28 protein-coding genes and 1 pseudogene are annotated in these 23,369 nt (G+C 69.6%); 17 read left to right on the forward strand and 12 right to left on the reverse strand.

Annotation, left to right across the window (positions count from 1 at the left end; translation table 11 throughout):
• Positions 1-1,189: 1,189 nt before the first annotated feature.
• Together ACFWP3_RS23475 and ACFWP3_RS23480 are read right to left on the reverse strand one after the other, a co-directional pair.
• Positions 1,190-1,717: a hypothetical protein gene (locus tag ACFWP3_RS23475; RefSeq protein ID WP_384224313.1), complete on the reverse strand. Its 528-nt coding sequence runs from the start codon at positions 1,715-1,717 to the stop codon at positions 1,190-1,192.
• Positions 1,714-1,854 carry a hypothetical protein gene (locus ACFWP3_RS23480; protein WP_384224315.1) on the reverse strand — a complete coding sequence of 47 codons (141 nt, stop codon included), beginning with the start codon at positions 1,852-1,854 and terminating at the stop codon, positions 1,714-1,716. The genes ACFWP3_RS23475 and ACFWP3_RS23480 overlap by 4 nt, the downstream gene beginning before the upstream one ends.
• Positions 1,855-1,967: 113 nt before the next feature.
• Between ACFWP3_RS23480 and ACFWP3_RS23485 the strand changes: the two genes are divergently transcribed.
• Positions 1,968-2,561 (forward strand): TetR/AcrR family transcriptional regulator, encoded by a 594-nt coding sequence (locus ACFWP3_RS23485; RefSeq protein WP_384224317.1) that lies wholly within the window; start codon positions 1,968-1,970, stop codon positions 2,559-2,561.
• Between the two features lie 61 nt (positions 2,562-2,622).
• Here the strand turns inward: ACFWP3_RS23485 and ACFWP3_RS23490 are convergent, their stop codons facing one another.
• The 3 genes from ACFWP3_RS23490 to ACFWP3_RS23500 all read right to left on the reverse strand — a co-directional run bounded on the left by ACFWP3_RS23490 (position 2,623) and on the right by ACFWP3_RS23500 (position 6,034).
• A complete protein-coding gene (locus ACFWP3_RS23490) occupies positions 2,623-2,865 on the reverse strand; it encodes a hypothetical protein (RefSeq protein WP_384224320.1) in 243 nt (80 codons plus the stop codon).
• Positions 2,866-4,266: 1,401 nt separating this feature from the next.
• A complete protein-coding gene (locus ACFWP3_RS23495; protein ID WP_384224323.1) occupies positions 4,267-4,710 on the reverse strand; it encodes a DUF3592 domain-containing protein in 444 nt (147 codons plus the stop codon).
• Between the two features lie 988 nt (positions 4,711-5,698).
• Entirely contained in the window at positions 5,699-6,034 is a 336-nt protein-coding gene (locus ACFWP3_RS23500; protein WP_384224459.1) for an integrase core domain-containing protein, read from the reverse strand.
• 14 nt (positions 6,035-6,048) lie between these two features.
• Between ACFWP3_RS23500 and ACFWP3_RS23505 the strand changes: the two genes are divergently transcribed.
• From ACFWP3_RS23505 to ACFWP3_RS23515, 3 genes and pseudogenes are all read left to right on the forward strand, one after another.
• Positions 6,049-6,291: an integrase core domain-containing protein gene (locus ACFWP3_RS23505; protein ID WP_384224326.1), complete on the forward strand. Its 243-nt coding sequence runs from the start codon at positions 6,049-6,051 to the stop codon at positions 6,289-6,291.
• An 18-nt stretch (positions 6,292-6,309) separates the two neighbouring features.
• A pseudogene (locus ACFWP3_RS23510) lies at positions 6,310-7,070 on the forward strand (sensor histidine kinase); the annotation flags it as partial.
• A complete protein-coding gene (locus ACFWP3_RS23515; RefSeq protein WP_384224329.1) occupies positions 7,067-7,702 on the forward strand; it encodes a response regulator in 636 nt (211 codons plus the stop codon). The pseudogene ACFWP3_RS23510 and the gene ACFWP3_RS23515, both read left to right, overlap by 4 nt.
• A 56-nt stretch (positions 7,703-7,758) precedes the next feature.
• Here ACFWP3_RS23515 and ACFWP3_RS23520 read toward each other — a convergent pair whose 3' ends face one another.
• Complete coding sequence (locus tag ACFWP3_RS23520; RefSeq protein WP_384224331.1) at positions 7,759-8,112, reverse strand: hypothetical protein; 354 nt, start codon at positions 8,110-8,112, stop codon at positions 7,759-7,761.
• A 368-nt stretch (positions 8,113-8,480) separates the two neighbouring features.
• Between ACFWP3_RS23520 and ACFWP3_RS23525 the strand changes: the two genes are divergently transcribed.
• Both ACFWP3_RS23525 and ACFWP3_RS23530 read left to right on the forward strand, forming a co-directional pair.
• On the forward strand, positions 8,481-9,341 hold the full coding sequence (locus ACFWP3_RS23525; RefSeq protein WP_384224334.1) for a maleylpyruvate isomerase family mycothiol-dependent enzyme: 861 nt from the start codon (positions 8,481-8,483) through the stop codon (positions 9,339-9,341).
• A gap of 284 nt (positions 9,342-9,625) precedes the next feature.
• The gene (locus tag ACFWP3_RS23530) at positions 9,626-10,009 is read left to right on the forward strand and encodes an STAS domain-containing protein (protein ID WP_384224337.1); all 384 of its coding nucleotides are present in this window, start codon (positions 9,626-9,628) and stop codon (positions 10,007-10,009) included.
• A 917-nt stretch (positions 10,010-10,926) separates the two neighbouring features.
• Here the strand turns inward: ACFWP3_RS23530 and ACFWP3_RS23535 are convergent.
• The 4 genes from ACFWP3_RS23535 to ACFWP3_RS23550 form a co-directional block, all read right to left on the reverse strand.
• Positions 10,927-11,211, reverse strand: a complete 285-nt coding sequence (locus ACFWP3_RS23535; protein ID WP_384224340.1) for a hypothetical protein — start codon at positions 11,209-11,211, stop codon at positions 10,927-10,929.
• Positions 11,208-11,453 (reverse strand): hypothetical protein, encoded by a 246-nt coding sequence (locus ACFWP3_RS23540; protein ID WP_384224343.1) that lies wholly within the window; start codon positions 11,451-11,453, stop codon positions 11,208-11,210. The genes ACFWP3_RS23535 and ACFWP3_RS23540 overlap by 4 nt, the downstream gene beginning before the upstream one ends.
• A gap of 76 nt (positions 11,454-11,529) precedes the next feature.
• Positions 11,530-11,826, reverse strand: coding sequence for a hypothetical protein (locus tag ACFWP3_RS23545; RefSeq protein ID WP_384224346.1), 297 nt, complete (start codon positions 11,824-11,826; stop codon positions 11,530-11,532).
• Positions 11,817-12,398 (reverse strand): RNA polymerase sigma factor, encoded by a 582-nt coding sequence (locus ACFWP3_RS23550; RefSeq protein WP_384224349.1) that lies wholly within the window; start codon positions 12,396-12,398, stop codon positions 11,817-11,819. Before ACFWP3_RS23550 ends, ACFWP3_RS23545 begins: the two co-directional genes overlap by 10 nt.
• 169 nt (positions 12,399-12,567) lie before the next feature.
• On the opposite strand from ACFWP3_RS23550, the gene ACFWP3_RS23555 reads away from it, so the two are divergent.
• The 4 genes from ACFWP3_RS23555 to ACFWP3_RS23570 are packed head-to-tail and all read left to right on the forward strand — an operon-like array spanning position 12,568 to position 14,725.
• Complete coding sequence (locus ACFWP3_RS23555) at positions 12,568-13,053, forward strand: Asp23/Gls24 family envelope stress response protein (protein WP_384224352.1); 486 nt, start codon at positions 12,568-12,570, stop codon at positions 13,051-13,053.
• Positions 13,054-13,102: 49 nt separating this feature from the next.
• A complete protein-coding gene (locus ACFWP3_RS23560; protein WP_384224354.1) occupies positions 13,103-13,291 on the forward strand; it encodes a hypothetical protein in 189 nt (62 codons plus the stop codon).
• Positions 13,288-14,190: a DUF6286 domain-containing Asp23/Gls24 family envelope stress response protein gene (locus tag ACFWP3_RS23565; RefSeq protein WP_384224357.1), complete on the forward strand. Its 903-nt coding sequence runs from the start codon at positions 13,288-13,290 to the stop codon at positions 14,188-14,190. The genes ACFWP3_RS23560 and ACFWP3_RS23565 overlap by 4 nt, the downstream gene beginning before the upstream one ends.
• Complete coding sequence (locus tag ACFWP3_RS23570) at positions 14,183-14,725, forward strand: hypothetical protein (RefSeq protein WP_384224360.1); 543 nt, start codon at positions 14,183-14,185, stop codon at positions 14,723-14,725. Before ACFWP3_RS23565 ends, ACFWP3_RS23570 begins: the two co-directional genes overlap by 8 nt.
• An 85-nt stretch (positions 14,726-14,810) precedes the next feature.
• Here the strand turns inward: ACFWP3_RS23570 and ACFWP3_RS23575 are convergent, their stop codons facing one another.
• Positions 14,811-15,296 (reverse strand): hypothetical protein, encoded by a 486-nt coding sequence (locus ACFWP3_RS23575; RefSeq protein ID WP_384224363.1) that lies wholly within the window; start codon positions 15,294-15,296, stop codon positions 14,811-14,813.
• A 272-nt stretch (positions 15,297-15,568) separates the two neighbouring features.
• The gene (locus tag ACFWP3_RS23580; RefSeq protein WP_384224366.1) at positions 15,569-16,135 is read right to left on the reverse strand and encodes a TetR/AcrR family transcriptional regulator; all 567 of its coding nucleotides are present in this window, start codon (positions 16,133-16,135) and stop codon (positions 15,569-15,571) included.
• Positions 16,136-16,234: 99 nt separating this feature from the next.
• Between ACFWP3_RS23580 and ACFWP3_RS23585 the strand changes: the two genes are divergently transcribed.
• From ACFWP3_RS23585 to ACFWP3_RS23615, 7 genes are all read left to right on the forward strand, one after another.
• On the forward strand, positions 16,235-17,935 hold the full coding sequence (locus ACFWP3_RS23585) for a CocE/NonD family hydrolase (RefSeq protein WP_384224368.1): 1,701 nt from the start codon (positions 16,235-16,237) through the stop codon (positions 17,933-17,935).
• Positions 17,932-18,882, forward strand: coding sequence for an ABC transporter permease (locus ACFWP3_RS23590; RefSeq protein ID WP_384224370.1), 951 nt, complete (start codon positions 17,932-17,934; stop codon positions 18,880-18,882). Before ACFWP3_RS23585 ends, ACFWP3_RS23590 begins: the two co-directional genes overlap by 4 nt.
• Complete coding sequence (locus ACFWP3_RS23595) at positions 18,879-19,736, forward strand: ABC transporter permease (protein ID WP_384224373.1); 858 nt, start codon at positions 18,879-18,881, stop codon at positions 19,734-19,736. The genes ACFWP3_RS23590 and ACFWP3_RS23595 overlap by 4 nt, the downstream gene beginning before the upstream one ends.
• Positions 19,733-20,728 (forward strand): ABC transporter ATP-binding protein, encoded by a 996-nt coding sequence (locus tag ACFWP3_RS23600; protein WP_384224375.1) that lies wholly within the window; start codon positions 19,733-19,735, stop codon positions 20,726-20,728. Before ACFWP3_RS23595 ends, ACFWP3_RS23600 begins: the two co-directional genes overlap by 4 nt.
• Positions 20,721-21,509, forward strand: a complete 789-nt coding sequence (locus ACFWP3_RS23605) for an ABC transporter ATP-binding protein (RefSeq protein WP_384224378.1) — start codon at positions 20,721-20,723, stop codon at positions 21,507-21,509. Before ACFWP3_RS23600 ends, ACFWP3_RS23605 begins: the two co-directional genes overlap by 8 nt.
• 384 nt (positions 21,510-21,893) lie before the next feature.
• Positions 21,894-22,421: a SigE family RNA polymerase sigma factor gene (locus ACFWP3_RS23610; protein ID WP_384224380.1), complete on the forward strand. Its 528-nt coding sequence runs from the start codon at positions 21,894-21,896 to the stop codon at positions 22,419-22,421.
• Positions 22,418-23,263 carry a hypothetical protein gene (locus ACFWP3_RS23615; RefSeq protein ID WP_384224383.1) on the forward strand — a complete coding sequence of 282 codons (846 nt, stop codon included), beginning with the start codon at positions 22,418-22,420 and terminating at the stop codon, positions 23,261-23,263. The genes ACFWP3_RS23610 and ACFWP3_RS23615 overlap by 4 nt, the downstream gene beginning before the upstream one ends.
• Positions 23,264-23,369 lie beyond the last annotated feature (106 nt).

A 23,369-nucleotide genomic window follows, 5' to 3' on the forward strand; every position in this document is an offset into this window, starting at 1 on the left:
GGGGGCGTGAACCCACCTCCCGCACGCCCCCAGCACCCGCTCACTGGAGCCAAAAGAACTCGGAACTCTGGTCCCAAAAGAAGTGCTTACAAACACACTGACCCATTCGCACGGCACCGCGCCCGGTCGCACCCTCACGGTGCGACCGGGCGCGTTCGCATCCGGGGGTGTTAGCTGGAGGTGCCGGGGGCTTCGATGGTGGCCGCCCCGGATCCGCCGGCCTCGCGGGGAACGGAGGCACCGACGCTGTTCTCGGCCCTCGGCTGCTCGCACCGCCATCCGTCCCGCCCGGCAGGTCGAGACCACGAACCCACTCGTCCGATTGAAAACACGCCTCACGGCAGGTACACGGCCGGCGTGCCGCTATGCTCCCCGGCATGGTTGTGGCCTGGGCGATGCGTAGCGCGCCGCGTCCCGCTCTCGTGCAGCGGGCCCGTGGCGAGCGTGGGTGCTGGCCGCGCTTCTCCTGGCCCTGATGTACACGCACGGTGTCAGCGCGGAGAGCGCCGCAGGCCATGCCCACCTCGGCGCGCCGACCAGCACGGCAGCCCTGAACGTTGCGGGCCTGGGTTCCGCCGGGCACAGCCACGAGGCGCCCGACCCGCACTCCGGCCAGGGGTACACCGACGACCACCAGGGTGCTCCGGAGCCCGATCACGCCGGTCACCAGTGTGTGTCCGGCCAGCCCCAACAGGGCGCTGCGCTGCCCGCCCCGTGCGAGGCCCTGGCCATTCACGGGCCTCCGTACGCGTATGCGTCCGCCGCCGCTCGCCCCGTCCCGGCCCTCCGGGTATCTGCCTCTGTGCCGGACTCAGCGGTTCTACGGATCTAAGCCTTCACGCCCGCCAACAGGTCGATGACCTGTCGGGCATGCACGTGAGCCAGCTCCGCCTTGCACCAGCGGCGGCTCGGCCATGCCTTGCGATGCGCCTTGGCCGCCTGCGATGACGCGCGAACGCGCAGCGATGGCCGGCTCACGTTGCACCGTGCCCGTTCCGATCTTCGGCTCCGCCCTGCCCGCCTGCCTCGACCCGCGTCGGCGGTCACACGAAGTCAGACGACGCCGGGTCTGAGGCATCGCGGCCGGAGTGTCTGACCAGTCGGTGACTGGATGATCTGCTGCCAATCTGATGCGGCCTGTCGGTGCCCACCCCATGCCTGCGGCCCAGGCCACCTCCGGCGGCGGGGGTCAGCGCGGCTGCGGGATCTGCTCGCGCTGGCGGCGGCGCCGGTAGCGGGTCACCCCGCGCGGCTTGAACACCGACAGGGCGGCAGCCGTCAGGAGCACCAGCAGGGCGGCGGCCGCGTCCGCGATCAGCTGGATACGCATGCCCTCCAGCTCGCCGCCCGTGAGGGCGGCCCGGGCGGCCTCATCCGCGAGGTGGCCGACCGGCTGCATGTGGACCAGCAGCAGAAGCGTCGCGACCACGGTGATCAGCAGTTTCGCGATGACCCAGTAGTGCCGCAGCAGCCCCCACACCGTGCCGAACGACTGCACCACTCCGGTGAGCAGAGAGGCCACGCTGAACGGGACGATCACATACCAGCCGATCACGTCCATGGCCAGGTACGCGCCCCGCACCTTCTGGGACGCGCCGCTGGTCAGCCCGGCGACGGCGAGGGCGAGGAAGGCCGCGACCGCGCCCAGCCAGCCGACCGAGGCGGTGACGTGAAGCGTGAGCGTCAGCTTGCGCAGTCGCGGCGGGAGCAGGGTCACGGCGTATGCCCGGTCATGCCGCCGCCCGCCAGGTGCACCATCACGAACACCGCGACCAGCACGATGGCGATCGCCGCGGAGACCTTCACCCAGCGCGGTGTCCCCTCGTCGTCGGGACGGTTCGGTGAGACTGCCATGACGCCCTCCACGGATGACGGCTGCGGGATGAGATGATCCCGTAATTTTGCGAGACAGGGTGTCTCTAGTTGAAACTGAGTGTATCTCCTGTGGGCGTCCGTATCCTGGGTGGGTGCCGAAGCTGTGGAACGAGACGATCGACGCGCACCGCGCCGCCGTGCGTGAGGCGATCCTGGACACCACCGCGAGGCTGGTAACAGAGGGCGGGCTGCGGTCGGTGACCATGTCGCAGATCGCCGAGCAGACCGGCATTGGCCGCGCGACGCTCTACAAGTACTTCTCCGACGTCGAAGCTGTCCTGCTGGCCTGGCACGAGCGCCAGGTCACAGCCCACCTCCAGCAGCTCTCGGACATCCGTGACCAGGACGGCACGGCCGTGGAGCGCCTGACGGCCGTGCTGGAGGCGTACGCGGGCATCGCCCGGCAGCGGCACGGCGGCGAACTCGCCGCCCTCCTGCACCAGGGCGAACACGTCACCCACGCAGAGCGGCACCTGCACGGCATGCTCCAGCACCTGATCGCCCAGGCCTCCCAGCCCGGTGACCTGGGCTCAGACGTCCCGCCCGCCGAGCTTGCCCAGTACTGCCTCCACGCCCTGACCGCGGCGGCTGCCGTGCCCTCCCAGGCTGCCGTGACCCGCCTGGTCGCTGTCACCCTCGACGGCCTGCGCCCCAAGATGGCCGCAACTGATCGCTCCTCAGCGTAACCAAAGAGCACCATCGGTGACGTTTGCCAACCAGGGTGCTGATTTGCCAACTCTGCTGTCGTCACACTTGTGACTTTGATTCGCACTTGGCCAGCAGAGCGTGTCTCCGGTGCACGGAAAGGAGGCGTGCGACGCCCGTGATCGCCGTAGGAGTGGTGCCCAGGTTCCCGGCCTGGGCGCGCCGGACCTGTGTGGACACCTTGCGTCCGGGGTCTGGGCAGTTGCCGGCGAGGTACTCCACCGCGAGGGCCCAGATCGCCGCGTCGGCGGTGGCGAACTGCTCGTCGAGGAGGTGTCGTTCCACGCGGAGCGCGGCTGCCCGGGCGGCCGAAGCCGACGCCGGCGACGCCGAAGAACCCGGTGTAGCGGGTGACGGGGGACAGGGGATCGTGAGGGATCTCGACGGACCGCAGCCCAGTGCGGCTTCTGACCGGCGTCAATGCGACCTGGTGGAAGAGCCCGAGCCCGAGCTCCATCGCCTGGGGCGAGTATATTCGCCCCCAGCAGAGCGAGTCAGATGCCCAGGCACACGTGACGAGGGATGGGTTCGCAGCGGAGTTGAACGTAGCTTCCGGCTTGAGCACTGGGAGTACAACCATGGGCGCATCGACGGCTGGACTACGACATCGACGCAGCCCTCATCAAGGCCGCTGATGCCCAGGACGAGTATGAGCTGATCACCGTGCTCAACACATGGGGCGTCCGGCCCGACCCCTTCTGCAATCCCTGGGACTGCGACGACCCCAGATAGATGAAGATCAGTTCAGGGGAGCTGTCAGTTCGTGCAGACGGGCGGCAGGGCCCAGCCGAGTGTTTGCGAGGCCGGCTGTTCAGCTCGGCCCCGACTGCATCAGGGCGCTTGCGCGGGTGGAGCGGCGACAAGCCGGTGCCCTGGGGGAAGTCTGCCGCAGCAGGCCGTTTGTGTTCTCGTTCGAGCTGCGTTGCCAGGTGCTTGCACTGGTAGCAGAAGTAGACCGGGATGTCCGTGGTGAGCGTGAACTTGTGGTGTCGGCCATCTCGCTACCCTGGCCACAGGTCAGGGATCGCTCTATTGGGGGTCCCACGGCGAGCGCCGCCCCGCAAGCCGCTGCCGCCGACTCCTCGGCATCATGGCTGTTCCCAACCCAGCTCTGCCTTACGCGGTGCACGAAATGGTCGAGCCGCAGATGCCGGGTTCGTCGCTCGCCAAGCCGACGAACCCGAGAAGACACCTGGCCTACTGGGCGCCGCAGAAGCGGACCGCACCGAACTGCCCTCGGACTGGCCCTGGCTGGCGCTGCCCGGGCCGGAAAGCAGGAAGGCGGCGGAGGACCAGCCACGCCCTGCGCCGGGACCGCCCCGCGGAAGAGCCGGTGAAGATCCTCGAGCAGCATCCAGGTGGAGCCACGCGCGCCAGATCGCACCGAGGCCACGATCTCCGACACCCAGAGGAGGGGGTCTCAGGATGCTGGTGGAGTAGGAGTGACGGGCGAGAACGTCTTCTGGGAAGTGCGCCGGCCGCCGGTTCTCCGTCAATAATCGAATCGAGCCCATGCGGGCCGTGGAGGAACCCGAGGCGAACGGAGGGATGTCCCTCCACTCGATGATCATCGACATGCTGGGACTACCCGTCTGTTGCCTGCTTCCAGAACGGAGTTTCTAGTGGCCCCTTATGGGATGGCTGGTCACCGAACGGGCTTTCCACGCCGAGGGCCGCCCGCGAACATCACGGGAAGCTCAGCACCATGAGGAAGACCCCGCCCACCCCCAGACCCAGCAGGAACAGGAGGGTCAGCACCGCGCGCACGGTGCCCCTGCCCGCCTCGGCGACCACTGCTTGCTCCGGGCTCGACGGGAGATAGTGGAGTCGCATCTCCGAGCCCAGTGGCCGTCGCCGGTCAGTGTCGATGTCGAGCCGGTACTCGCGCCCATCGGCCGCACGGAAGCCGACGATGGCGTGCTCTAGGCCAGCGCGGCCCTGGTCTCCCGTTAGCACGTAGGCGTCCAGTGTCAGCACCTTGCCCTCAGCCGGTAGCCCTTCGTTGAACGTCTTGCGGACAAACAGCCACCGACGGCAGGTCCGCACCGTGAATGCGACGGAGACTGATATGGCGAGGAGCCCAACAGAGCCTAGAAGCAGTCGGTAGCCGTCCTCGCGCAAGAATTCCATGGCGCCATTTTATATAGGCGTACCGCCAGGTCACCGTCGGTGGCACTGTTGACGGAAATCGATCGGCTCTTGCGCTCACAAGCAGTGGGCAACGGCAGGGGTACCAGCGACCGCGCTGGTTGCCGTCGTCCTGCCGCCCCGGGACCTTGGAGCCAGCACATTCCCGGAGGGGCAGCCGCTCAAACACGGCCGTCCCTCCGGGGTCATTCAGGTTACGCCCAGGCCCAGTCTTCCCTGCAGTCCTGTTCCCGGTCCGCGGAGACGCGGCACACGATGATCTGAACGTGGGCGCCCTCGTGAACATCGAACGTCGTGGTGAACTCCCCGCCCACGCAGAACGCCGTTGCACCGTTGTCGTCCGTGAGCCTGATGTACCCGTCAGGCCCCCCGTTTGCGCCGTCCCACCAGAACATGGCACGGACGGCCATGCCGTCCGCGTCCACATCACAGACCTGGAACTTCTCCGGGTTGGCCCCCCCGTGAACAGCGCCTTGCCGCCTACGACGCCGGTGTCAGTGGTGTAGACGACCTTCGTTTCGCCGGCAGCCTGCGCGGGGGCCAAGCCGAGAAGGAAAGCAGAGGACCCCTGGCCACTGCTTGCCGGCACCCGGCCAGGGGTCTTTTCTTTGATTTGCTCGCCGCCACAACGGATAGGGCTGTCAGCCCTATCCGTTGTGGCGGCGCGAAGAGTCACACCATCTGTGTCGATCGGTGAGGCTTGATCAGGAGATTTGCGCCTGCGCGAATGAGGCCGTGGTCTGGCTCACAGCAATGATTGCGGCACGCGACAGGTTCACAGGCGCCTAAATCCCCCCAAAGCTTGTGCTGATCTCGCACGATCGAACACGCGATCGCAACTGCCGCGACGATACAACAGCCGTTGGTGTTCACCAAGGTCGCCCCCTTGGATCGGAAGTGGCGGCGGTGCTTCGTGAGTCGAGAGGACCTCCGGCGCTCCGGGTGAACCGTTCCGGGTTGCGTAGAGACTTCAGATTGTGGCTGTGACTTGGGGTTTCTTGGTTGCTCGGTAGTGGTTGGCTTCGAATTCGACGGGCGGGATGTGCCCTATCTCTCCGTGGAGTCGTCGGTGGTTGTACCAGTCGACCCATTCGGCGGTGGCGAGCTCGACGTGCGAGAGCGTCCTCCACGGCCGCTGGGGCTTGATGACCTCGGTCTTGAACAGACCGATCGTGGACTCCATGAGCGCGTTGTCGTACGCGTCCCCGACCGAGCCGATGGAGGCTGCGATCCGGGCCGCGTCCAGGTGTTCGGCCAGGCTCGCAACATACGAGCAGAGCCTTCGCTGAAACCTGCAGGTCAGCAGGGGTCCGACAGAGCATGGGTGCGATCGGCTCCAGCGCGGACAACGCCGCCGCGGAAAGCTTCAACGCCGCCTTCAAGAGGGAGACACTCAAAGGCCGGAAGGCCTGGTCGAGCGAGTGCGAGGACAGGCTCGACGCCTTCCGCTGGCTGATCCGATACAACACCCGACGTCGGCACCGCTGCCTCGGTCAGCGATCTCCGCTCGCCTACGAGAACGACTTCCAAGCAGCAGCAACTACCCTGGCCCAAGCCGCATAGACGTGTTCAGAATCCGGGGTCAAGGCCCACCAGGCTCTCTACCGGGAGAGTGAACACTGCAGGCACCTGATCGAAGAACTCACCGTCACCCGCGCCGATCTGGCCGCCGCCCAGCACACCGCCGGCGTCCTGGCGGAACGCGAACGCCTCGCCCGCGAGATCCACGACACCCTCGCCCAGGGCCTTTCCAGCATCCAGCTGCTGCTGAGGGCAGCCGAGCGAGCTCTGCCCGGCGCTCCCGAGAACGCCGCCCGCTACATAGACCAAGCCCGCCTGGCCGCCGTCGACAACCTGGCCGAGGCCCGCCGCTTCGTCGCCGCCCTGGCGCCACCCACGCTGGAGGGCACCACCCTGGCCGGCGCACTGGAGCGCCTTTGCGCCACCACCAGCACCCGTCACCAGATCACCACCCGCTTCCACCTCACCGGCGAACCCGTACAGCTGCCGACCGCACACGAGGTTGCTCTGCTGCGCATCGCCCAGTCCGCCCTCGCCAACACCGTCCGTCACGCCCATGCCACCACCGTCGAGGTCACCCTCAGCTACCTCGGGACAACGTCGCCGTGGACATCGTCGACGACGGACGCGGCTTCGACCCCGAGCGCCTGCCCGCCCCCGACCCCGAGGTCGGCGGGTTCGGCCTGGCCGGCATGCGTGCCCGCGTTAACGCCCTCGGCGGAACCCTGACGATCGAATCCGCCCCCGGCCAGGGCACCGCCCTCGCCGCCCAACTGCCCCCGCCCCCGCCCGTCGACCCCACCCCCGAGGTTCGCTCGTGACCGACACCCCCATCCGCCTGCTCCTGGCCGACGACGACCCCGTGGTACAGGCCGGGCTGCGCGCCGTCCTCGAGACCGAACCCGGCATTGCGGTGGTGGCCGAAGCCGCCACCGCAGAGGAGGCCGTCAGCCGCGCCGCCGAGTCCGACATCGACGTCGTCCTCATGGACCTGCAGTTCGGCAAGGGCATGGGCGGCGCCGAAGCCACCGCCCGGATCACCGCCCGGCCAGGCGCTCCCCGCGTGCTGATCGTCACCACGTACGACACCGACGCCGACACCCTGCCCGCCATCGAAGCCGGCGCCACCGGCTACCTCCTCAAGGACGCCCCACCCGAAGACCTGGCGGCTGCCGTACGCACCGCCGCCGCGGGCCGCACCACGCTGGCGCCCACCGTCGCGGACCGGCTCATGAACCGGCTGCGTCCCCCCGGCACCGCCCTGACCCGACGGGAGACCGAAGTCCTCGTCCTGGTCGCCGAGGGCCTGTCCAACCAGGCCATCGGCGCCCGGCTCCACCTGACCGAAGGCACCGTCAAATCTCACTTGGCCCGCATCTACGCCAAGCTCGGCGTCGATTCCCGTACCGCCGCAGTGGCCGCCGCCACCGAGCTCGGCCTCATCCGGCGTTAGTGGGCGCGGACGCGCCGGTCCGCTCGATCGCAGGAGCGACGCCTCCCCTGCCAGTTCTAGTGGAGGAGGGTAGGCGACTCGGTGACGGCCAGCGCGTCCACCATGCGATTCAGCCTCCCCCGCGCGCGCGTGACGTGGGCCTGCGGCACGTGGATCTGGGCGGTGGCGCGCTCGGGGGCCGTCACCGCGTACGACAGGGCCAGAACCGGGATGCTGCTCAGCGTTGCGGCGATTCTGCCCAGTGCTCCACGGTTGTCCCGGAGCGTCACGGTGAGGGTGCACACCGCGTCGTCCGGGGCGGGCGTGGGGGTGCCGCTTCCGTCGGCGTCGGGCCGGGTGTGCAGGATGCCTTCGTGCTGGGCGCCGTCGCGCGACGTGGTGCCGAAGAGGTGAAGGGCGTCGTGTTTCATGCCGACTGCTTCCTGTCCAGGTCTGCCGGGCCGGGTGAGGCCGCTGTGTCAGAGCTGCTGATGAGAAACAAAAAAGACCTCTCGCGGAATGCGAGAGGTCTGCGTGCGGGCGGTGAGATCTTTGGGAAGGATCGCTTCCAGGTCACCTCGGTGCCGGCACGCTGCCACTAATAGTGAGCTGGCGCTGCATGGAGGGGATACTCCCACAGCCCCTCGGCAGCGAGAAGGACGTCTCAGGATCCGGACGGCGCGGGGCGGATAGGAGTGAGGGACCGGTCCGGGTGCGGGTATGAGCCGGACGCCCTCTTGCCGCAGCCAGGCTACTCGGCGGTAATCTGTCCGTCCGTCCGCGTGCCAGGGGGAATCGCATGGGCAGTACCGTGAAGTTTGATCCCGTCAGTGAGCACGAGAAGACTCGCGCGGCGCTGGCCGCCACGATGGAGCGGCTGGTCCGGCTCCTGCGTGACGTGGGAGACCTGGACACGGCATCCGGAATTCCGGTGTGGTCGGTGGGCGACGTCGGCGCGCATCTCGCGGCCGTGTACCTGGCGTACTGCGCCGCTGCCACAGACGACAAGGCCATGGACTGGGACAGGATCCTGCCGCCGGGCGATGGAACGCTCGCAGCGCGGATCGCGGCCATGAACGCCATGTCCATCCGTCTCGTCGTCGGCGCCGACCGCGCCCGGCTTGGCGACTTCGTGACCGAGCGGGGCGAGACGTTCCTGCGGTCCACCGCCGGCCTCCCCCCGGACACCCCCGTCGTCGTGCCCTGGTTCGGGAAGGATTCGACGCTCACGCTGGCGACGGTGACCGGTCTGATGCTCAGTGAGAGTCTCGTGCACGGCCTGGACATCGCGCGCGGCGCCGGCCGTCCCTGGCCCATCGCCCCGGATGAGGCGCGCTTGGTGATCGGGCAGATGATGCCGACACTCATGCCGTTGATGCTGGACGCGACGCAGGCGCGGGGTGCCAGCCTCGCGGTCGACCTCTCGATCAAGGGTGGTCCGCGGCTTGCGGTCGTCGTCGCTGACGAGACGATGACCGTGACTCGCGACGCCCCACACCGCCGCTACGATTGCCGGATCATGGCGACGCCGAGCGCGTTCCTGCTGGTCTCCTTCGGGCGCACCCCGATCTGGAAGGCGATCGTGCGTGGTCAGGTGCGGGCCGGCGGTCGCAAGCCCTGGCTCGCTGCCCGGTTCGGACAGCTCAGCGCCAGTCCGTGACCTGCGGACGGCGTTCTGTCGGCCCGCTCACCGCCGGCCAGACCGGCGGCAGGATCGCCGAGCTGTTCGACTCCCTTGTGGCGGGACGCGAGACCGGTGCCGCGGTGCGGCCAACGTGGGGCAGGTATGGACCCTGACACGTCAGGTGGGCGTTCATTACGCGTGGGGAGCAGGATTTCCCACTCCCGACCGAACCCTTGTCAGCGGCGGGGTGAAGGACGAGCGGGCCCCGTTTCCCCGGTCAGGCTCCGGGGTGTTGTGGAAGCGTGAGTAACGCGATCAGCATGCCGATACTGCCCTCTTCCACCGCCCCCACGCCGGAGGCGGCAGGAGACGGACCCAGGCCCTCGGGCATAGACCTCTCCTGTAGCTCCCACGGCGACATCCTGCGCATTCACCTCGGCGGAGACGTCGACCACTTCAGTTCTGCGCCGCTGCGCGTGGCTCTGACCGCGGCCGCCGCGTACGGCTATCTCCGCCTCGAGCTTGACACCCGTGCCGTCTCCTTCTGCGACTCCGCTCTGCTCGACATCACCGCCACTTGGTGCCGACGGGGACGGACCCTGACGCACATCGCCACCTCCCGGTCCGTCACCCGGCTGCTGCACATCGAGCGTGCCATGCACATCGACACGGAACCCGGCGAAGACGAGGAGCCCGGTAGATGATGTTCAGTCTTCTGGCCGACGCACCGCTTCTCCTGGCGGCCCTGCTGACTTTCACGCCCAAGGCGAGGGCCGGAGCCCACCGGCACCGAGCCGATCGGAGAGCAGAGTAGTCTGCCCGACGCGGACCTGCAGGCGGCCCGGCCCGTCTGATGCGGGCCGGGCCGGCGCCTTCGGAACGTGTCGCAGGGTTGCTGCTGGCCGCCGTCACCAGCGAGTGTGCGTCCTTCGCTGCCTGAGCTGAGGCAAGCAGGAGACCGTTCGGATGAACGACACAGATCGCGCACAACGACAGCAGCGCGCAGATTGTCGGACCTGTATGACAGCACATCAGGTCTTCCCGCGTCAGGCGTCCCGCACCGAGAACAAGGCTCCCATGCGACGGCGACCATCGGGCCTGCCGGACCTTGCGAGCGGCGTCGTCTCCGGGAGCAGTGAGGTCTGACGACCCGGCAGCTGGCGGCCGCTTTCGACGTGACCCCGGCGACCGTCCGTTCATGGGAGTGCGGACGCACGACACCGCGGGGGAGACGGAAGGTGGCCTACGTGCGCTTCCTGGCAGGCCTGGCCCAGCACGGCACCCTCACGGCCGTCGCCACGAAGGGTCCGAGGCCGGCCCCGGCGCCGCGCCCCGCACCTCCTGTCCCTCGGACGCCGCGACCCGCGAGCCGCGAGCCGGACGATCGCTCCTGCCCGCCCTCAGACGGTCCTGCCCAGGTCCGGGCAGCACGCGGACACACCCGCTGCGCGCCCACTGTGCGTCGCCGCCGGGAACACCGATCCCGTCTCGGCCTCGCGGGTCCGGCGGCTGCGGCTTCTGGGCGCGGCGACCTGCATGTGGAGTCTTGCTCTATGGGTGATCCTCACCTGCCCGCCGCCGCTGTAGCAGGCGCACTACCGTCGCTCTGGTCAGGTGGTGTTCACACGATGCCGGTCACAGTGACCTTCGCCGCGGCCGCATCGGCCGTCCGGTGCTGTGCCCGGGCGACGATCTCGATGTGGACGGCGGCGACGGACCCGGAGGCGGAAAAGGTGAGGCGCACCGCGGAACGCTCCCTCCCGGTGGCGCCTGCTCCCACGCCGGGTCGGCGTACGGCGGCGTGGAGCAGGCTGCGCAGGCCGGGGCGCAGGCAGGCCACGCCGGGCACGGCCAGCACGGCGTCGGTGACCGCCGTGGAGACGGCCTCTGCCCGTGGAATCGTCATGCTGTGGCCTTTTGTGGTCGGTCCGGTGGGTCGTGGAGGTCGGTGACCGTCACGTCGAGCAAGGAGACGATGAGGCCGAGCCGTTCGTGTGCCGCGCGGCCGACGCTGCCGCGGACCGAGTCGGATGCGGCCTGCAGGTCGCATCCGAACTCGACCGTGACCTCCGTATGGACGACGACCGGTCCACGCGCGGGACCGCCGTGGCCGCCGGTCGGGGTGATGCGGCAACTGCCGGCAAGCACGCCGGGCACTTCTTCGGCTGCCTCACGCAGTGTGCGGGCGGCGACTGACTCGAAGATCCAGCTGTCCTCGTCCGGCTCACCCCGGCAGGGTCTGCCCAGGGCGCAGTTCCAGGCGGACCACGTCCATGACCCGCCGCACCAGAGCCGACGTGTCCAGGGCTGCGGCAGACGCGGTTTCCGGGGGCAGTGCGGCGGCGCGGAGCCGCTCGAGGTCTGCCAGCGCCTCCTGGCAGTAGCCGCACTGGTGGGTGTGGGCGTCCGCTCCGGATTCACCGGCGTGCTCCCAGACGGCGGCCAGGTCCCGTCCGCAGGCCAGGAACTCGATTTCCTCTCCGTTGGCCGGGTCGGAGGGGTAGTGGTTGTTCATCGCCATGCGGCCATCGCCTCCGTCAGCACACGCCGGGCCCGGAAGACGCGTGCGCGGACCGCTTCCGGGCTGATACGGACCGTCTGGGCGATCGACTCGTAGGGCCAGCACTCGATTTCCCGCAGGACCCAGCAGACTCTCTGCTCCGCGGAGAGGCAACGCATCGCGATGCCGAGGTCGCGGCCGACCGCGTGTGATTCGGCGACGCGGACAGGTGAGGACTGGTGGTCCGGGGCGGCCGGCTCCGGGACCGTGTCGAGGTCGGCGGCCGGTCTGCGTGCGCGCAGCAAATTCAGGCACCGGTTGGTGACGATCCGATGCAGCCACGTACCAAAGCCCGCCTCTCCCCGGAACTCGGGCAGTTTGCGCCAGGCATTGACGAAGGCGTCCTGGACGGCGTCTTCGGCTTCCGTCCGGGTGCCCATGAGCCGCTCGGCGAGCTGAAGCATGGCCGCTCCGTGGCGGTGTACGAGCATCTCGAACGCCTCCTCGTCCCCTTCCGCCGCCCTCACGGCCAGCAGCTCGTCCCCGGCCTCGGACGCACCGTCCTTCCCGTAGGGGACCCATCGAGCACTCACACGCGGGCTCCTTCCAGCCTCCACTGCTTTGACACCCCTGCCGCGGCATTCGTTACGGCCAGGAGATCCGGACTGGCGTTCGTATCGTTCACGGAAGAGTTCCGTAACGGATTCGCCGCCGGAGGTGTCAAACGGGGGTAGGCCAACGCAGACCCACGAGGGAGCAGTCATGACCGCAACGCAGGAAACGGCACCGGCCCAGCTCAAGCGGGCAGTCGGGTCCGGTGCCGCGCAGGGGACGGGCCGGACCGAGGTCAGCGAACCGGCGGGCACCCGGGGCCGGACCTCGATCGCGGACGTGGTCGTCGTCAAGATCGCCGGTATGGCGGCGCGGGAGATCCCCGGCGTCCACGACATGGGCGGCGGACTCTCACGGACGCTGGGCGCCGTCCGCGACCGGGTACCCGGCGGACGGCCCAACCTCGGGCGCGGTGTGAAGGTCGAGGTCGGACAACGCCAAGCCGCGATCGACGTGGAACTGGTCGTGGAGTACGGCTTTCCCGTGCCCGACGTCGCCCGGGACGTCCGGGAAAACGTGATCAGCGCCGTCGAGCGCATCACCGGGCTCGAGGTCATCGAGGTGAACGTCGCCGTCAACGACGTGCACCTGCCCGGTGACGACGACCTGGCCGGCGCCGACAGCCGCGTGGCATAGCCCTCGCACACCGACATCGGATGGTCCCGCGGGTCGAGGAAAGGTCGCGATGATGGGAAGGGACACGCTCGGGCTGATGACCGGGATGGCCTTGGGGTTCGCCGGCTGGTTCGGAGGGTTCGCCGCCTTCCTCCTGGTAGCCGCTCTCGGCGGACTCGGCTGTGCAGCCGGCCGCTATCTGGAGCGTGGAGGAAACCTGAGGGACCTCCTGGTGACAGACGGGCGCAGGAAGCCGTGAACGCCGGCGAGCGGGGCGTGACGACCGTCGCCGACCGGGTAGTAGCCAAGATCGCCCGGCAGGCCGCAACCGAGTTGATCGCCCCAGGTGAAGGCCTCGTGCTGCGCAGCACGGCGTCCCAGGCAGGCAAGGCCGTCGATACGGCTGTGGACGTCCGCCTGCCGCTGACCGGGACAGTCGACTCCCAAGCGCTTCGACTTCAGGACCACGTCGCAGCCCGCACACGGCATCTGACCGGCCTTGCCGCCACGCCCCCGACCATCCGGGTCCGTCAGCTCGCCGCCGTCGCACCCCGAACGATGTCCGGTGCGGCCGCCGTCTCGGACAGCTCCGTGCGAAGAACGTGGTCCGAACGGCGCCTGACCACCGCGGTCCTGGCCGCAGCCCTGACCGTGGTCTCCTACCTGCTGCTGTGGCACGCCGTCGAGCTGCGGGGTACACCGTCGCCGCCCTGGCAGCCACCGGACGCCGCCCTGTCTGCCGCGGGACAGCGCGGCACGTGGTGCGTGGCTGCGGCAGCGGCGGTCATCGGCGGCTGGATGGTTCTCCTGGCCCTCACACCCGGACACCACCGCCTCCTGACGCTGCGTTGCGGGCCGGCAGCCCATGCTGTGATGAGCCGCAGGTGTGCCGCCCGCCTGGTGCAGGCGGCCCTCGCAGGCGTACCGGCCCTCCGAGTGCGCACGGTCCGCTTCGCACCGCGCAGGGTCAGCGTGCGGGCAGAACTGGCCTTCGGGGAACCAGAAGGCACCAGGCAGGCGGCGATCGTCGCCATCTCGGGCGCGATCGACGGCCTGGCCCTGAGCCGGACTCCACGGGTGAAGCTGACGCTGGACGCCACCCGCCTGGCGAAGGCGCCCACGGCGGGCCACACGGACAGAGGAGCAGACAATGCCTAGCCTCGCGATGGTCAACAGGGCTGTACTTGCTATCGCCGGACTCACCCTCCTCACCGCCGCCACGAGCGCCGGCCCCTGGGGCGGCTTCGCCAGCACTCTTCGCACGAGCGTCAGCCAGGTGCGGAACCGGCTGCCGGAAAGCCACACGCAGATCGCCCTGACGGTGGTGGGGTGCCTGGGCCTGCTCTGCGGGTTGGCTCTGCTCGCCCTCCAGGTCCGCGGCAGGACACAGCGCAGTCTGCCCCTGGCGGCGGCCCGAGGCTCGCTGGACTGCCGCGCCCTGCTCCGTTCCGTCCGGACCGGTTGCACGAAGGTTCCCGGAGTGGCGCGGGCTCGTTGCCGTCTGACCGGTCCCGGCCGGCGCAAGGAACTCGCCATCGTCCTGTACTTGGAGCGCGGGGCTTGTCCGCAGGACGTCCTTGCCGCCGTCGGTGCAGGCGTACTCCCTCAGATCGCCGCCTTCCTTGCCCCGCGGCCGGTCCACGCACGGATCCGCCTGATCGTCCGAGGGGCTCCTCGACCCAGAGCCGCCTGAAGCGAGCCAGTGCTCCGCCGCAGTCGGCGACACATCTGGCCCACGAACCCGAACACCTCTACCTCGATCCCGAGCAGCACGTTCTCTACGCCGCGGTCGACCTCCTCGACAGCGTCCTGGCCGTCCCCACCCCACCCACGCCACCACCGCCATGAAGGCCGGCGACCTCGCCGCCTGCGGTGCGGACCGGCTGACCACCCAGTGCGTCCACACGGGGCAGCCCATCGTCGTCGCCCACGCCGGGAACAACGATCTGCAGCGCACTTCGCAGACCTCGCGCCAGGAGGGGGCCGGTGGCCTCGTTGAAGGCGGGGAGGATGCGGGGGTGGTCCGGGTGCTCGGGCAGGGCGGGCGCGACCGGGTAGGCGGGGAGCCGGTCGCCCAGGGCGGGGGCGGTCTTCCGGGTGATGGCCAGGTGTTCGAGGTGGGTCTCGGCTGCCCGCAGCCGGGCCTTCAGTTCGGCGATCTGTGGCGCCTGGGCTTTGGGGCCCAGTCGGCGGAGGCGTTCGCCGAGCAGGGTCAGAGCGGGCAGCAGTCCGTCCCAGGCGACGGACCCTCCCGTTTGGGCCATCGCCTGGGTGGGGGCCGGGGCACCGGCCGGACGCCGATTGCGGGACCCGAAATCGCGAACGCATCGGCCCTGTGGAGCCTTTGCGCCAGGTCGCCTGCCGGTGGGCTGTGCGGCCGGGTTCGGCGGCCAGGCGTTTCAGCGGGATCGCCTTGGTGCGATGGCGGGCGGCGGGCTTGCGTCCGTTTCCGCTCCAGGCCGGCGGGGCACCTGGCGGCTCGCACCTGGACGGGGCTCCAGCGTGCGCTCGCGCCCGTCGAGGAGTGCGTCTTCCCTCAGTCGCCGATGAGGGCATCCACCACCGCTCTGGTGACGCGGCTGACCCGCTCCGCTGTCCAGTAGGCCGGCTCCTCGATGGTGGAAACGTAGTAGCCACGGGTCAGCAGGGAGAGGACGTCGGCGGCGAGACCGGCGTCGGGCACTCCTGCGGCGGCGGACGCCTCGAGGAACTCTTCGCGTGCTTCGCGCGGCTCCTGGCGGTCGACACCGGCGGGGTCGGCGTGCGCCGACGAGAGCATCTCGACCCAGAGAGTGCGGAGCAGCAGGTCTTCGGGTTCCGTGCTGAGGTGCCATTCCACCGTGGCTCGCAGTCGGTCCGCGCCGGTCAGGTCGCCCAGGTGGGCTTCCAGGTCGGCCCGCCACTGGGATTCCGCCGCGCGCACGGCGTTGGTGATCAGAGCTATCCGCGTGGGCACGTAGTTCGTGACCATCGCCGTGGACCCGCCGAGTTCCTTCGCCACGGCACGGATGGTGATGGCGCGCGCGCCGTCCCGGGCGGCGAGAGCGAGGGTCGCCTCGGCGATCGCCTTGCGGCGCTGGACTTCGTCGACGTCGATCGGCATGGCAGCAACCTAGCTCAGAGGGGGTTGACGTTGAACACATTGGAATGCAACGCTGTTATATCACGTTGTTGTCTAACCGTTGCTCCCTTGGAGGGCCCCATGAGCCTTGCCGTCCGGCGCGTCACCCCGGAGCCCGTGCCTCCGCACGCGCAGCAGCACATGGTGCGCATGCGCGACGGCGTGCAGCTGGCCACCGATGTGTACGGCGCCGACCCGGGGAACGCGGCGCCGACCGTGCTGGCCCGCCTGCCCTACGACAAGAACAGCCGCTACGTCTTCTTCGACAAGATCGCGGAGAGGTTCACGGCGCACGGCTACGTCGTGGTGGTCCAGGACGTCCGCGGCAAGTTCCGCTCACAGGGCCAGACGCTGGGCTGGACCGGCGAGGTGGACGACGGGTTCGACACCCTCGAGTGGATCACCCGCCAGCCGTGGTCCAACGGGATCGTGGGCATGTTCGGCGACTCGTACTACGGGTTCACCCAGTGGTCGGCGGTCTCCAGCCAGCACCCCGCCCTGCGTGCCATCGTCCCCCGGGTGACCTGCACCAACAACGGCCCTGGTATCGCCAGCTACGACACCGGCTCCGGCCCGCAGCCCCTGTGGCTGGAAGGGACGTCGTACCAGGCCCAGGTGTGGACGGACAACGACACGTACGAGTTCGACGTCGACCACAGCAGGCGCCCTCTCCTCGCAGCGTACGAAGAGGCGTTTGCCGCCATCGGGAAACGCTCGGCCGGCTTCGACCTGATCGTCGGCGGCATCCCCCTCGCCCCGTACAACGGGCCCCACCCCTACGACGCCCGGCCGGTGCCCGTCCTGCACTGCGTGGGCTGGTTCGACAACCTCGGGATCGCCCACATGCGCGACTACACCGAGCTGGCCCGGCGCCCCGGATGGGCTGCCATGCAGTATCTGATCGCCGACACGATCGACCACGAGAACTACTTCCTGGATGACGCCCCCGTCGCTCCCGACGCCGACCACCTGGCCGACGACGCCGCTCTCGAGCGCATGATCGACTTCTACACCGGACCCGCTGTCGAGTTCTTCGACGTCTTCCTCAAAGGCACCGCCCAGCCCGAGTCGCTGCCCCGCGTGCGCTGGAAGCTCGGCCACGTGGGCTGGCGCACCGCGTCCACCTGGCCGCTGCCCGAGGCCACTGCGACGGAGCTGTACTTGGCGCAGCCGGCCGCGGCCACCGGCACCGCCCCCGGCGGAGAGCTCGCCCCGGGCCCGGCCGGCGCATCGGAATCGGCCGAGTGGCGATACGACCCGGACGACCTCGTGCCGTCCGCCGCGGCGGACACCTTCATGCAGCTGCGCGATCATGTCGACGAGCGCAGCACAGTCGACCGGGACGACGTCCTCGTGTTCACCGGCCCCGTCTCCGACACGCCGCTCGACCTCGCCGGTCCCGTACACGCGGTGCTGCACGTGGAGAGCACGGCTCCCACGTTCGACATCTTCGTCCGTCTCCTCGATCTGGCACCGGACGGCACGGCGCGCCTGATCGTGCGCGGCTGCGCCCAGGCCGACGGGCCCGGCGAGACGGAGATCGCCCTGGGACACACCGGCTACCGGGTGCGCCCGGGCCACCGCCTCGCGCTGATGATCGCCGGCAGCGACTTCCCGAACCACCTGCCCAACTCCGGTTCGCTGGAGAACCCGTGGCTGACGACCGCCCCCAAGGCGAGCCTGCAGAAGCTCCGGACCGGCTCCGCCCACCCCTCCCGTCTGCGCCTGACCGTCCTGCCCGAAAGCGGCGAACAGCCCCTGTCCGGAGGTGACCCGAGATGAGCCTGCGATTCCTGGCCACCCGACTGGGCATGCTCATCGTGACCGTGATCGTCTCGAGCCTGGCCATCTACGGCGCGATGTTCCTCACGCCCGGAGATCCCGCCACGCTGCTCGTCGGCGGCAGCCGAGACCCCGACCCCGAAGTGCTGGCGCAGATCCACCGCGAGTACCACCTGGACGACCCGTTCATCCAGGGCTATTGGCACTGGTTGAGCGGCTGCCTGCAGGGGGACTTCGGCAAGTCCCTCGTCTACCGCGACTCCGTCGCCGACCTCATCGGCGCCCGCGCCGGCGACACCCTCGCCCTCGTCACGTACGCCTCCGTCCTCGTCCTCGCCGCCGGTACCGTCATCGGCACCGTCGCCGCACTGCGCGGCGGCCGCACGGAGACGCTGGCCACGACCCTCACGGCCGGTGCGATGGCGGTACCGACCTTCGTCATGGCGGTCCTGCTCATCTGGCTCTTCGCCGTCCAGCTCCCGTGGTTCCCGGTGTACGGCTCGGGCGAGGGCTTCACCGGCACCCTCTCTCATCTGACGCTGCCGGCCCTCGCACTGGCCATGACATGGATCGGTTACGTCGCCCAGGTGACCCGGACCGCAGTGCGGGCGGAGATGCGCTCGGAGCATGTGGAGACCGCCCGCAGTCGTGGCGTACCCGAGTGGACGGTGATCAGGCGGCACGTGCTGCACAACGCCTCCGGCCCCGTCTTCGCGGTCTCCGGCGTCGGCATCGCCGGCCTCATCGCCACCGCGGCCGTCGCCGAGCAGGCGTTCGGCACCGGAGGGCTCGGGGCCCTCATGATCGAGGCCGCGTCCAAGCAGGACATGGCCGTGGTCCAGGCCGTGTCACTGATCTTCGTGGTCGTGTTCGTCGTCATCAACACCACCGTCGATCTGATCAGCGCCGCCCTCGACCCCCGAGCCGCGCAGAAGGGGGCCCGATGACCACCGCCCTGTTCACCCGCACCGCCGCCAAGCCGAGGACCGGACGCCCGCGCGACCACCTGACGCTCGGTGCGGGATGCGTGGTCGGCCTGTTCGTCCTGCTGGCAGTGTTCGGGCCGCTGATCGCCCCGCACGATCCGAACGCCGTCGACCCGCTGAATGTCAACGCCGGCCCTTCCGTCACCCATCTCCTCGGGACGGACGACACCGGACGTGATCTGCTGTCCCGGCTGATCAGCGGTACCCGCGCCAGTCTTGCCGCCCCCGCAGTGGTGATCGCCGTTTCCACGACATTCGGCACCCTCCTCGCGTTGGCCGCCGCCTGGTTCGGAGGCTGGCTCGACCGGTTCGTCTCGGGCGCCCTGGACATCGTGTTCGGCTTCCCCGGACTGATCATGGCCGTGCTCGTCGCCGCGGTCTTCGGAGCCGGCCTGACCGCACCGATCGTGGCACTGTCGATCGCCTACCTCCCCCTGATCACCCGGGTCGTACGATCGGCCGCGATCAAAGAACGCAACCTGCCGTACGTATCGGCGCTTCAGCTCCTCGGCGCCCCCACCGCCCGCATCTGGCTGCGGCACCTACTGCCGAACCTGCTGCCCCTCGTCCTCGTCCAGGCCACCATCGGCTTCGGATACGCCCTGCTCGACGTGGCCGCGATCTCCTTCCTCGGACTCGGCAGCCAGCCGCCGGACCCGGAGTGGGGACTGATGGTGTCCAACGGAGCACCCTCGATCCTCGCCGGCCAGCCACAGCAGTCGCTGTACGCGGGCATCGCCATCCTCATCGTCGTCGTCGCGTTCAACCTGCTGGGAACGGGACTGTCCCGACGTCTGCTCGGAGAGAACGCATGAGCTCATCACCACTGCTCCAGATGAACGCGCTCAGAGTCGGCCTGCCTCTCGACGGAGCCGTACGCACGGTCGTTCATGGCGCCGACATCAGCATTCCCGAAGGCGCCGGCGTCGCCCTGGTGGGAGAGTCGGGATCGGGCAAATCTCTGACCGCCCGCTCCGTTCTGGGTCTACTGCCCCGGAGCGCCCGGATCCAAGGGGACCTGCTGTTCGCGGGGGAATCCATTCCCGCGATGAAGCCCGAGCGCCTGCGCCGGTTCCGGGCCTCCGACGTCGCCATGGTGTTCCAGGACCCCAGGGCCCACATGAATCCCGCCCGCACCATCGGCGACTTCCTGCTGGAGGGGCTGACCACGGCGCGCGGTGTCCCGGTCGCCGAGGCGATCACGAAGGTCACGGGGATCCTGCGGGAGGTGGGCATCGCCGATGCCGAGCGGCGTATGCGCCAACGGCCCCAGGAGCTGTCGGGGGGCCTTCTCCAGCGCGTCATGATCGCCGCCGCGCTGGCCGCCGAACCGCGGCTGCTGCTCGCCGACGAACCGACCACCGCGCTCGACGTCACGACCCAGGAAGAGGTGATGGCTGTCATCGCGGAAGCGCGCGAGGCGCGCGGGCTGGCGATGCTGTTCATCACCCATGACCTGGAGCTGGCGGCCGCGGTGTGCGACCGGGTCGTGGTGATGTACGCGGGTATGACCGTGGAAGAGCTCCCCGCCGACCGTCTGCGCAGTGGTGCCGCCCACCCGTACACGCGCGCCCTGCTCGCCTCCCGCCCCGCGGTCGACGACGCCGACGCGGAGCTGCGTTCGATCGCCGGCAGGCCCCTGTCCGGCTTCGAAGCACCCGACGGATGTGCGTTCGCCGATCGATGTCCCCGCGTCCAGGACCTGTGCCGCAGCGACCGACCGCAACCGGGCTCCACCGGTGACGGCACAGTGGCCTGCCACTTCCCCCACTCGTTCTCGCCCGAGGAGGCCGGCAGCCATGCTTGAAGTGCGCAACCTGCGAAAGGAGTTCGGCGACTTCGTTGCCGTGGACGACGTCACCTTCTCGCTCCCGAGGCAAGGCTCACTTGCGATCGTCGGCGAGTCGGGATCCGGCAAGACGACCACCGCCCGCATGATCGCCGGCCTGGAGAAGCCCAGCGGCGGACACATCGTCGTCGGAGGCGACGAGCGGCAACCGGGGCGGCTGCGATCACGCGAGGGCCGCGCCCGCGGCCGGCAGATCCAGATGGTCTTCCAGGACCCCTACTTGTCCCTCGACCGGCGCCAGCGCGTATGCGACGCCGTCGCCGAGGCGGTTGTCCTGCACCGGCGGCTGCCAACTGATCAACTCCGGGCCCGGGTGGCCGAGCTGCTCGACATGGTGGGCCTCGACGACAGGCAGGCGCGGTCCCTGCCGAAGGCGCTGTCGGGCGGGCAGCGTCAGCGCGTCGCCATCGCCCGCGCGCTGGCGGCCGAACCACAGACACTGATCCTGGACGAGGCGATCGCGGCTCTGGACGTGTCCATCCAGGCTCAGATCCTGCGCCTGCTCGCGAGCATCCGAGCCGAAACCGGAACCGCGCTGCTGTTCATCACGCACGACCTCGGAGCGGTCCGGCACATCAGTGACGACGTGCTGGTGATGCAGGCGGGTAAGGTCGTCGAACACGGTCCGGTCGCGACGGTCCTCGACGACCCCCAGGACCCCTACACGCAGCGCCTCATCGCCTCCATCCCGAAGCCGGGCTGGAGGCCGCAGAGAAGGGCGCACAGAGCTGCCGCCTGATACCCCGCCGGCAAAGAGCTTCCCCTACCGAAGATGCTTGCCCCGCTCGGGGGGCTGGGCAAGCATCTTCATCTCGTACGATCTGGGCTCTCGTTCATGCCGGACGGCAACCTTGCGCCGTACGGCGACAACTGAAGGCCAGGCAGCACGGTCCGATCGACCGCGCGCTCCAGACCTCCACCAAGGGACTCAGGGCACGATCGTGGCATGTACGGGACGGCGCAGGGAGGGCGCCAGCGTGTTGCATTGGATACGCCGGGCGCAGGCGCCGAACGAGATGCGGGTACCCTGCTCCCCGGTACGGGGGTTGGCCGTGCGCCGTACGGTGCTCCCGCTGCCCGAAGGCGGGATGTTGCCGACCCGGCGAGAGGCTGTAGGATACACATGAGCGCAGACGAGGCGTCTGCGGAGTTCCGCGACTTCTTCGAACGTCACCACGCCGGACTTTCGCGCCTCGCCTATCTCCTGACCGGCGAGCCCGACGCCGCCGACGACCTTGCCGCGGACGCCATGGTCGCCCTGTGGCACCGCTGGCCCGAAGTCCGCCAGGTCGACTCTCCGCTGGCCTATGCCCGGGGAACGGTGGCCAACCTGGCGCGTGAACGGGTCCGCGCTGCCGTGCGCGAGCGTAGGCGAATCCGGCTGTTCTGGTCGCGCGGCTCCGAACCCGTCCATGGTCCGGACGTCGCCACCGTGGTCACCGTGCGCGCGGCGCTGGAGCGCCTGCCGTTCCGTAAGCGCGCCTGCGTCGTGCTGCGGTACGCCTTCGACCTACCGGAGAAGGAGGTCGCGCAGGTCTTGGGCATAGCCGTGGGTACGGTGAAGAGCCAGACCTCGAAGGGTGTGGCGGAACTTCGGCGGCTGCTCGGTCCCACGGCCGCGGAACAACTGGTGGTGAGGAGCAGCCGATGACGGACGATGTTCGCGATCCACTGCGGGAAGCGGCCCGGAACCACCGTCCCGACCGCGCTCGGATGCTGGCCCGGGTCGAGCGCGGTATGGCCGCCCCCTCTCCCGCGCCCCGCCGCGCACGGACCCCCCGTGCCTGGCCCAGAGTGGCGCTCGCCGCCGTGGCGGCGGCCGGGGCGATGACGGCGGCCACCGTCGTGGTGGCGGCTGTGTCCACCGGGCCCGGGCCCGCCCCCGCCCCGCCCGCCGCGGTGTCCCACTCGCCCGCCGCACCGCCGACTGACCCGGGAACGGCAGCGGCGGCGGACGGGTCGCCGTCCGAGCCCGCGACGACGCCCGCTCCCGGCCGGAGCGGAGCCGCCCTTTCTGTGCCGTCGCCCACGGCGCCGTCCGGGCCGTCGGCGTCTGCCTCCACTGGGGCCGTCGGCACTCCGACCCCCAGCCGGCGCACCGAGGACGGTCCGCTGTGGTCGGACGGCTCGGTGGACCCGCACAGCATCTCCTCCTGGTCGCAGAGCAACGTCACCCTCAAGACACGGGAACCACTGACGGCCCTCACCGTGGAACTGCGGATCGGACTCACTCCCGGAGTAAAGGACACCGGCCACTGGCAGACGCGGCCCGCCGACGATTTCACGGTCACGGTCCGCCAGGAGGGCGGCTTCCTGGTCTACCGGTGGGTGCTCCGGCCGGGGCGTACGATCCCCTCCGGCGAGCAGGTGTTCGCCGGCCAGTACAACCACGCCGACGGCGGACGCGACGCTCGCGCCGATGTTTTCCGTGCCGAAGCCGCCATGGCGAGCGGCAAGGCCTCGGTGTGGGGGGACTTCGCCCCGGTCCGCTGAGGCAGCCTCACCCGCTCGTATGGCGTGCACTGCGCGACGTCGCATCCGGGCGAAGAAGTTTTCGGATTGCGGCAACCTTTTGGGTCTCGGCGGCAACCAGTGGTCG

Origin of the sequence: Streptomyces sp. NPDC058525 (assembly GCF_042719495.1) — a bacterium.
Taxonomy (GTDB): Bacteria; Actinomycetota; Actinomycetes; order Streptomycetales; family Streptomycetaceae; genus Streptomyces.

What these genes read in the sequence shown, in the direction of transcription:
- ACFWP3_RS23615 (WP_384224383.1), top strand. Translation starts at nt 22,418, where the DNA reads ATGACGGACGATGTTCGCGATCCACTGCGGGAAGCGGCCCGGAACCAC.
- ACFWP3_RS23480 (WP_384224315.1), bottom strand. Translation starts at nt 1,854, where the DNA reads ATGGCAGTCTCACCGAACCGTCCCGACGACGAGGGGACACCGCGCTGG.
- ACFWP3_RS23555 (WP_384224352.1), top strand. Translation starts at nt 12,568, where the DNA reads ATGACCGCAACGCAGGAAACGGCACCGGCCCAGCTCAAGCGGGCAGTC.
- ACFWP3_RS23560 (WP_384224354.1), top strand. Translation starts at nt 13,103, where the DNA reads ATGATGGGAAGGGACACGCTCGGGCTGATGACCGGGATGGCCTTGGGG.
- ACFWP3_RS23595 (WP_384224373.1), top strand. Translation starts at nt 18,879, where the DNA reads ATGACCACCGCCCTGTTCACCCGCACCGCCGCCAAGCCGAGGACCGGA.
- ACFWP3_RS23575 (WP_384224363.1), bottom strand. Translation starts at nt 15,296, where the DNA reads ATGGCCCAAACGGGAGGGTCCGTCGCCTGGGACGGACTGCTGCCCGCT.
- ACFWP3_RS23530 (WP_384224337.1), top strand. Translation starts at nt 9,626, where the DNA reads ATGCCGATACTGCCCTCTTCCACCGCCCCCACGCCGGAGGCGGCAGGA.
- ACFWP3_RS23580 (WP_384224366.1), bottom strand. Translation starts at nt 16,135, where the DNA reads ATGCCGATCGACGTCGACGAAGTCCAGCGCCGCAAGGCGATCGCCGAG.
- ACFWP3_RS23545 (WP_384224346.1), bottom strand. Translation starts at nt 11,826, where the DNA reads ATGGCGATGAACAACCACTACCCCTCCGACCCGGCCAACGGAGAGGAA.
- ACFWP3_RS23570 (WP_384224360.1), top strand. Translation starts at nt 14,183, where the DNA reads ATGCCTAGCCTCGCGATGGTCAACAGGGCTGTACTTGCTATCGCCGGA.
- ACFWP3_RS23605 (WP_384224378.1), top strand. Translation starts at nt 20,721, where the DNA reads ATGCTTGAAGTGCGCAACCTGCGAAAGGAGTTCGGCGACTTCGTTGCC.
- ACFWP3_RS23525 (WP_384224334.1), top strand. Translation starts at nt 8,481, where the DNA reads ATGGGCAGTACCGTGAAGTTTGATCCCGTCAGTGAGCACGAGAAGACT.
- ACFWP3_RS23535 (WP_384224340.1), bottom strand. Translation starts at nt 11,211, where the DNA reads ATGACGATTCCACGGGCAGAGGCCGTCTCCACGGCGGTCACCGACGCC.
- ACFWP3_RS23585 (WP_384224368.1), top strand. Translation starts at nt 16,235, where the DNA reads ATGAGCCTTGCCGTCCGGCGCGTCACCCCGGAGCCCGTGCCTCCGCAC.
- ACFWP3_RS23520 (WP_384224331.1), bottom strand. Translation starts at nt 8,112, where the DNA reads ATGAAACACGACGCCCTTCACCTCTTCGGCACCACGTCGCGCGACGGC.
- ACFWP3_RS23505 (WP_384224326.1), top strand. Translation starts at nt 6,049, where the DNA reads ATGGGTGCGATCGGCTCCAGCGCGGACAACGCCGCCGCGGAAAGCTTC.
- ACFWP3_RS23600 (WP_384224375.1), top strand. Translation starts at nt 19,733, where the DNA reads ATGAGCTCATCACCACTGCTCCAGATGAACGCGCTCAGAGTCGGCCTG.
- ACFWP3_RS23590 (WP_384224370.1), top strand. Translation starts at nt 17,932, where the DNA reads ATGAGCCTGCGATTCCTGGCCACCCGACTGGGCATGCTCATCGTGACC.
- ACFWP3_RS23495 (WP_384224323.1), bottom strand. Translation starts at nt 4,710, where the DNA reads ATGGAATTCTTGCGCGAGGACGGCTACCGACTGCTTCTAGGCTCTGTT.
- ACFWP3_RS23610 (WP_384224380.1), top strand. Translation starts at nt 21,894, where the DNA reads ATGAGCGCAGACGAGGCGTCTGCGGAGTTCCGCGACTTCTTCGAACGT.